Origin of the sequence: Leptolyngbya sp. BC1307, from assembly GCF_002286735.1 — a bacterium.
Taxonomy (GTDB): Bacteria; Cyanobacteriota; Cyanobacteriia; order Phormidesmidales; family Phormidesmidaceae; genus Phormidesmis.
This window is the reverse complement of record NZ_NRTA01000091.1, coordinates 1-6,138: the sequence shown is the minus strand read 5'-3', so window position 1 is coordinate 6,138 and position 6,138 is coordinate 1. Positions and strand designations below refer to the sequence as shown.

Sequence of the window (6,138 nt, the reverse complement as noted above, 5' to 3'; positions counted from 1 at the left end):
CGGCGCATTGAGTTTTGCTACACCCCGAAGCATGGCAGTTGGCTGAATGTCGCAGAGAACGAGCTGAGCGCGATGACCCGTCAATGTGTTGACGGTAAACGATTCGAGGATATCGAAACCATCCGCAGCGAAATTGCGGCTTGGTCAACGGATATCAACAACACTCAACGAGGGGTTGACTGGCAAATGAAAGTTGAGGATGCTCGGTGTAAACTGATTTCCATTTATCCTCAAATTAAGCTCTGACGCTCCACTAGCTAAGCAACTCATATAGTCTGTGGCTATTTGTCTATGGCAGTAAATCAGAATCCAGAACAGATCGCGCGCGATCGCATCGACACTCAGCTCAGGGCTGCCGGTTGGGTAGTTCAGGCTAAAAGCGGCACGAACCTATCGGCAGCCCAAGGCGTGGCCATTCGGGAATACCAGACGGATGTGGGGCCAGCGGACTATGTGCTGTTTGTAGATCGCAAAGCGGTGGGGGTGATTGAGGCGAAAAAAGAGTCTGAGGGGCACCGGCTGACAACGCATGAAACCCAAACGGCGGGCTACGCAGCGGCCAAGCTGAAATGGATTAACAACCGGGAGCCGCTGCCGTTTTTGTATGAAAGTACGGGAATGGTGACCCAGTTTACCGATGGCCGGGAGCCGAAGCCTCAATCGCGCGAAATCTTTCACTTTCATCGCCCCGAAGAACTGGCTAAGCGGTTGACTCAGGAGCCGTTGCGATCGCGCCTGCAACACCTAAATCCTTTAAACCCTGAAGGCTTGCCAGCCGCCGCGCTAGGGCTAAGAGACTGTCAGGCGCAGGCAATTAAGAACTTAGAAGACTCGCTAAAGGCAGGGAAAACGCGATCGCTCATTCAGATGGCGACCGGGGCAGGTAAAACGTTTACGGCGATTACCTCGATGCACCGCCTGCTGAAGCCGCCTGTAAAGGCAAAGCGGATTTTGTTTTTGGTCGATACGCTGAATTTGGGGAAGCAGGCTGAGCAAGAGATGATGGCCTACCTGCCGAGTGACGATAGCCGCCAGTTTTCAGATCTATATGTGGTGCAGCGCCCGACTTCGCCGCATATTGCCCAGAGCGCTCAGGTGGTGGTCTGTACGATTCAGCGGCTCTATTCCATTCTCAAGGGGGAGGCGCTGAGCGAGGACGATGAGGCCACTCCGGCGGAGACGTATATTCGGCGCAGAGAGCCGCTGCCAGTGGTGTACAACGAGCGGATTACGCCAGACTTTTTTGACTTTATTTATATTGATGAGTGCCATCGGTCGATTTATAACTTGTGGCAGCAGGTGCTGGACTATTTTGATGCGTTTTTGATTGGGCTGACGGCGACGCCGGATAGTCGGACGTTTGGCTTTTTTGATAAAAATGTGGTGTCGGAGTATAGCCATGAGCGGGCGGTGGGCGACGGGGTAAATGTGGGCAATGAGGTGTATCGAATCGATACGCGAATTACGCAGTCAGGCGATCGCATTCTTCAGGGGCAATCGGTGCAAAAGCGCGAGAAGCTGACCCGGCGCAAGCGCTGGGAGCTGAGCGATGAGGAGCAGGTGTATGCGGGCCAGCAGTTAGATCGCTCGGTGGTAAACCCAGATCAGATCCGAACGTTGGTGCGCGAATTTAAAGCGCAACTGCCGGCGCTGTTTCCGGGGCGGACAGAGGTGCCCAAGACGCTGATTTTTGCGAAGACAGACAGCCACGCAGATGACATCATTCGCATGGTTCGCACTGAGTTTGGTGAGAGCAATGAGTTTTGCAAGAAGGTGACCTACAAGGCGAAGCAAGACACGGTGAGCGAGGCGGGTGAAGTGGTGGAGGCGGGCAGCGACCCAGATCGGGTGCTGGCGAATTTTCGCAATGACTACTATCCGCGCGTGGCCGTGACGGTGAATATGATCGCGACGGGGACGGATGTAAAGCCGTTGGAGTGTTTGCTGTTTATGCGCGATGTGAAGAGCCGCAATTATTTTGAGCAGATGAAGGGGCGAGGGACGCGGACGCTGGGAGAAGATGACCTGAAAAAGGTGACGCCTTCGGCCAGGTCGGCAAAAACGCACTATGTGATTGTCGATGCGGTGGGGGTGACGCGATCGCTCAAAACCCCCAGTCAGCCTCTGATCACGCAGCCATCGGTGCCGTTTCGCGATCTGGCGATGGGGGTGATGATGGGCGACGGCGATGCGGAGATGGTGTCATCTCTGGCGGGGCGGCTAGCGCGGTTAGACCGGCAGCTCACACCGGAGCAGCAGCAGCAGGTGAGTGAGCAAAATAACGGGATGCCGCTGCGGGCTTTGGTGGGGCAGTTGCTGAGCGTGATTGATCCCGATCAGGTGGAGGCGCGGGCGCGGGAGAGTTTACCAGCAGGGGCAGGTGAGCCAGATGAGGCGGCACTAGAGGCGGCACAGCTAGATCTGTGTCAGGCGGCAGGCAGCTTGCTAACGGGAGATTTGATTACGCTGCTAGAAGGAATTCGGCGCGATCGCGAGCAGACGATTGACCACGACAATCTTGATGAGGTGCTGGCGTCGGACTGGGCGGGAAATTCGGAGGAGAACGCGCAGGCGCTGGTGCAGAAGCTTGAGGATTATCTGCGGGAGAACCAGGATGAGATTGAGGCGCTGAGTATTTATTTTCAGCAGCCGCAGCGCAGGCGGGAGGTGACTTTTGAAATGGTGAGCGCGGTGCTGGCAAAGCTGCGGGCGGATCGGCCTAATCTTGCGCCGCTGCGGGTGTGGCAGGCGTATCAGCTATTAGAAAATGGCTCGGGCAACCCAATGAGTGAGCTGACGGCGCTGGTGGGCCTGATTCGGCGGGTGGCGGGGGTAGACGGGCAGCTAATGGACTATGAGACGGTGGTGCGGCGCAATTTTCAAAATTGGGTGATGCGTGCTCATGCGGGCGGTGGCGATAAGTTTGATGCGCCTCAGATGGACTGGCTGCATATGATTCGCGATCATGTGATGAGTTCGTTTCACTTTGAGCGGGAGGATTTGGAGATGTCGCCGTTTGATGGGCAGGGCGGGCTCGGTAAGATGTATGAGCTGTTTGGCGATCGCATGGACGATTTGATTGAGGAGCTGAATGGGGCTTTGGTGGCTTAATATTTGAGAGGACTGAAGGGAGGGCTTGCAATGACGGTTGTTGAAAAGATTTGTGAGATGGTTCGGGCCTTGCCAGCGGAGCAGGCGGCTGAGGTTTTAACTTTTGTAGAGTCTGTGCAGGCACAGCATAAGGAAAAGAAAGAAGACGGCTTGCCAGATGACTTAGACGAGTTGGATAAAATGACTTGGCCTGAATTCGTCAGGGCTGTAGCGGGTTCTTGGGGTGATAATTTTCCAACCTTAGAGGAAATTCGAGCAGGAGAAGACCAAGACATACCGCGAGAAAGGCGGGAGTGGCGGTTTCGCTAGATGCGACGCTGGCAACGCACAATACGGGTGAGTTTTCTCGGGTGGCAGGGCTGAATCTTGCTGACTGGTTTTGAGATCGGGAGGATTTGGAGATGTCGCCGTTTGATGGGCAAGGCGGATCGAGGGAGATGTGTGAGCTGTTTGGCGATCGCACGAATGATTTGATTGAGGAGTTGAATGGGGTGTTGGTGGCTTGATAAGTAAGAATTTTAATAACTTTCCTGCGTCTTGGGAAGCATCACATTTAGCAGGGATCTATTCAATAGTTGGAGGTGGGACTCCCTCGACAAAAGAGCCAAAATACTGGATAGAGAAGACGCAAGGAACAGCCTGGATAACAAGCGCCGATATTCAACAACAAGATGAGATAGTTGTCAGAAAATACGTTTCTGAGCTAGGCATCCAAAACAGCACAACTACCAAAGTCTCCGAAGAAACTCTACTCGTTGTGACTAGAGTTGGGCTGGGAAAAGTTGCCTTGACCAGCAGCTCAATCTGCTTCAGTCAGGATATTCATGCCTTAAATTCAAGATGCGAAGTTAGTCCTTCCGAAATATTCTCTATTTTTTCTTCGATACCATATGAACTTCCTGAAGTTTGATGGTAGAGGAACCACAATCCCAGGTATCACGAACAACCAGCTTAAGAAAATCATCTTTCCTCTCGCTCCACTCAACGAACAACACCGCATCGTCGCCAAAATTGAGGAACTCTTCTCTGAAATTGACAAGGGCGTAGAAAGCCTGCAAACGGCAAAAGCCCAACTACAGGTATATCGTCAAGCGCTGCTCAAACACGCCTTTGAAGGTAAACTCACGGCGCAGTGGCGGGCAGATAACCCCGATAAGGTGGTGCCTGCCGCGCAGTTGCTCGCCCAAATTCAGCAGGCCCGCGAAGAGCGCTATCAGCAGCAGCTAGCCGACTGGAAGACAGCAGTTGAGAAATGGGAGCTAGGCGGAAAGGAAGGAAAGAAGCCGAGTAAACTTAAAAAAACAAAAGTCACTTCGTCTCTGACCAAAGAAGAGTTGGCCAACCTTTCAATATTGCCAGAAGGATGGCAGTGGGTTCGCTTTGAAGAACTACTGTTTTCTATTCGTGGAGGTACAACTGCTCCCCCGGTGGATCACGAAACGGAATATCCTATACTTCGCTCTAGCAGTGTTAGGTCAGGTCGAATTAATTACGCAGATGTCCGCTATCTAACTCGCGAACAGCTTAAAAGTTCCGCTGATTTTATCGAGCCTCAAATCCTTCTATTTTCCCGACTTAATGGAACTGTCGATTTTGTAGGAAACTGTGCGCTAGTTGGCTCAAATTTCCCAAAAAATGTCATCTATCCAGATCGGCTATACGGTGCAAAGTTAGTTGACACCAGGTGGGCTAAGTTTTATGAGCTGGTCTTCTCCTCGCCAAACATTCGTAGAGGTATCGAGAAAAAAGCGAAATCTACAGCCGGACATAAAAGAATTTCAATTTCCGACATCACGGATATAGCCGTTCCTTTATTAGGATTAGACGAGGTGGAACAGATAGTTAGCGAATTGGAGGAGAAGATAACGGTAATTACAGAAAATGAGTACCAAATAGACAAAGAGATTCAACGGACTGAAGCCCTTCGTCAATCCATCCTCAAAAAAGCCTTCTCCGGCCAGCTCGTCCCCCAAAACCCCAATGATGAGCCCGCCAGCCAACTCCTAGCCCGCATCCAAACTGAGAAATCAGAGCGAGAGACCCATGAGGAGATGGGCAAAAAGGTTCGCAAGCCGCGAAAGACGAAAGCGGCTTCATAAAAACCGCTAAAAGTTTTCATCGGCTTTAGACGGTCAAAAATTGAATGCTATTCAGCTAAAATTGAATATCACTCAGGTTTAAAGGGCGGAGGAAAAAAGCAAAACAATGAACGCTCGCCTAGTAGACTCCCTCGTACAGGTTATCGAATCTCTTAGCCCCGAGGAAAGCGCCCTGCTATTAACCAAGCTCAAGCTTAATAGCATCCAAAAAACGCCCGGTGTCTGCGGTGGACAGGCCCGCATACGAAACACCCGCATTCCAGTATGGACGCTGGTTTCGTTTCGCCAGCAGGGCGCTGACCATACAGAACTCTTACGAAACTATCCCAGCCTTACCCAAGCTGACCTGGAGGCTGCTTGGGCTTACTACAGTCAACACTCGCAAGAGATTGACCAAATGCTGGCAAGTTCAGAAAACTATAGGACTTACGCATTGACAGAGTAGCCAGCCTGTATGCTGGCAGGAGCCCCCTTCTTTTTGAGTGATCGCTAGGCCATGCGTGAGCTATCAAAACCATCTACAGCCCAGTGCGATAGCACGCTCTACACCTTATTTTTGCTCTCAGAGCCGAAGTATGTGAGCTGCGTGCGGCTCTCAGAAATTTTGGCAGATTTGAGCCACGATAGCGTGAATCGCTTTTTATTACGCGAACGTTACACGCCCAAAGACCTCTTTGACGAGGTTAAAGGCGAGCTGAACCTAGAATCCGGGACGCTCAGCGTAGACGATAGTGTGGAAGACAAACCGTATCGCGACCCCAGCAAAAGTGCCTTGGTGGATTACTTTTACTCGGGCAAGCACAAGCGACCGGTGAAGGGACTCAACCTAATTACTCTGTACTACAGTGACCCCTCCGGTCATTCTTATCCGGTCAACTTCAGACTGTATGACAAAGCAGCGGGCAAGACGAAGAACGACTATTTTAGA

5 protein-coding genes and 2 pseudogenes are annotated in these 6,138 nt (G+C 51.9%); all 7 read left to right on the top strand.

Going from position 1 to position 6,138, the window contains the following annotated elements; genetic code table 11:
- Positions 1–246 (top strand): annotated as a pseudogene (locus CKL79_RS21675) (IS630 family transposase); the annotation flags it as partial.
- 45 nt (positions 247–291) lie between these two features.
- Positions 292–3,111 (top strand): DEAD/DEAH box helicase family protein, encoded by a 2,820-nt coding sequence (locus CKL79_RS21670; RefSeq protein ID WP_121971611.1) that lies wholly within the window; start codon positions 292–294, stop codon positions 3,109–3,111.
- A 30-nt stretch (positions 3,112–3,141) separates the two neighbouring features.
- The gene (locus CKL79_RS21665) at positions 3,142–3,420 is read left to right on the top strand and encodes a DUF2281 domain-containing protein (protein WP_121971610.1); all 279 of its coding nucleotides are present in this window, start codon (positions 3,142–3,144) and stop codon (positions 3,418–3,420) included.
- Positions 3,421–3,506: 86 nt separating this feature from the next.
- On the top strand, positions 3,507–3,617 hold the full coding sequence (locus CKL79_RS24465; RefSeq protein ID WP_346427079.1) for a hypothetical protein: 111 nt from the start codon (positions 3,507–3,509) through the stop codon (positions 3,615–3,617).
- Positions 3,618–3,944: 327 nt separating this feature from the next.
- A complete protein-coding gene (locus tag CKL79_RS21650) occupies positions 3,945–5,210 on the top strand; it encodes a restriction endonuclease subunit S (RefSeq protein WP_276301236.1) in 1,266 nt (421 codons plus the stop codon).
- Between the two features lie 106 nt (positions 5,211–5,316).
- On the top strand, positions 5,317–5,655 hold the full coding sequence (locus CKL79_RS21645; RefSeq protein ID WP_121971607.1) for a DUF433 domain-containing protein: 339 nt from the start codon (positions 5,317–5,319) through the stop codon (positions 5,653–5,655).
- A 51-nt stretch (positions 5,656–5,706) separates the two neighbouring features.
- Positions 5,707–6,138, top strand: a pseudogene (locus CKL79_RS21640) (IS701 family transposase); the annotation flags it as partial.